The organism is Olsenella sp. kh2p3 (assembly GCA_900119625.1).
Lineage (GTDB): Bacteria > Actinomycetota > Coriobacteriia > Coriobacteriales > Atopobiaceae > Tractidigestivibacter.
Genome location: FPKD01000026.1, coordinates 1 through 1619 on the forward strand (window position 1 = coordinate 1; position 1619 = coordinate 1619).

Sequence of the window (1619 nt, forward strand, 5' to 3'; positions counted from 1 at the left end):
GGGTCGCCCGGTGAAGGCGAGGAAGAAGGGCGTGAAGGGAGCGAAGAGCGTTGCTGCCTAGGCTAGCCCCTTGTCACACAAACTACCGAAGCCTCCTTTTTTCACCTGCTGAAGGTTATCAATCTTCTTATTGAGTATCTCGGCATTCTTTCTTCTGCCAATGCCCTGGCGGGCAGATCCACCCCCCTTTCGGCTGGTTCGGGGGCACAGGCATGCCCTGACGGGCAGATCCACCGCCCTTTCGGCTGGTTCGGGGTCGCAGGCATGCCCTGGCGGGCAGATCAGCGCCTTTTCGGCAGGTTCGGGGGCGCAGGCATGCCCTGACAGACGGCTGCATTGCCCATATGCGTTTTGCGCGCGAGGACCCTGTTGCTCCTGTCAAAAGCGTGGCGAAATGAAGTGGCCCAAAAGAGGGCAGCAGAATACCGAAATCCCAGCTTGAAATAGCTCAGCTATTTGTCACTGTGCGGTTCTGCCTGCTGTGATTAGCCATGCACTGCTGGGGAAGACTCATCCGCTAGAATTGCTTGGACGAAAGGAGACGCAATGGTACTCGACAGATACGCGCGATTTGCTGACAGCGCCGACGTGCTCTCTTGCCCCCTTTGCCACAGCGCCCTGAAGCTGCAGGAAGGGAGCCTCGTATGTCCGAAGAGGCACTGCTTCGATATCGCAAAGCAGGGGTACGTAAACCTTCTAGGGCCCTCCAGGCAGTCAGCCCACTACAGCAAAGAATCCTTTGAGAGCCGCATGGCAATCCTGGAGGCAGGGTATTACGACCACGTGAAAGAAGCCGTCCTCACCGCGGTAGGAAGGGCCCTTTCCCCAAGCGAGGGTCCTGCAGCTGTGAACGCGACGCCATTCCGCGTGCTCGACGCGGGATGCGGAGAAGGCTTCTATGCACGTGCAATCCGAGAAAACCTCTGTGTCGACGTGGTGGCGTTTGACCTCTCAAAAGACGCCATGCTGATGGCGGCCCGCCACGATTCCAGAAAGGCGGTCAAATGGCTGGTTGGCGACCTGACGAACATCCCCGTGCTGAAAGGCTCCATCAACTGCGTGGTGGACGTATTCGCTCCCTCGAACTACGACGAATTCAAGCGCGTTCTCACCCCAACCAGAAACGCCTCCGCGCCAGGAGTGCTGGTCAAAGTGGTTCCAGGCAGCAATCATCTTACGGAGCTGCGCCACCTTGCTGAAGGATCTTTGCGCAGCAAGGAATACTCAAACCAGCTGGTGACCGATTGCTTTGAGAAGCACTTCAAGATGACCGACCGCATCAAGGTGACGCGCACCTTCGAGATGTCCGAAAGGGACGTCCGCGTGTTCGCCGAGATGACGCCGCTGCTGTTCGGCATCGACGCGGAGTCCCTAAATCTATCGCGTGTGAAAAGCATCACCATCGAGGCTGAATTGCTGGTGGGCACCCCTCGCTCCCAAGGCCCTTCATGAGCTCAGCCAGCTCATCATCCTCTTAATTGCAGGGCTGAAGGACAGCCCTTGTCAACCGCCCCAGAAGAAATCTGGCTCTTCGGTGGTTTCTGTGGGAGAGATTCCGGCATAGGCCCAGCTCAGCGGGCGAAAACAACGATCTGGAACTGAAACGGCCCCGGGAGGGG

General features: G+C 58.0%; 1 protein-coding gene and 1 pseudogene. Both read left to right on the top strand.

Annotated elements, in window-relative coordinates; all coding sequences use genetic code 11:
• Positions 1 to 546: 546 nt before the first annotated feature.
• Positions 547 to 687 (top strand): annotated as a pseudogene (locus BT122_RS11310) (putative RNA methyltransferase); the annotation flags it as partial.
• 63 nt (positions 688 to 750) lie between these two features.
• Complete coding sequence (locus tag BT122_RS10640) at positions 751 to 1452, top strand: methyltransferase domain-containing protein (protein WP_052241580.1); 702 nt, start codon at positions 751 to 753, stop codon at positions 1450 to 1452.
• Positions 1453 to 1619: the final 167 nt, after the last annotated feature.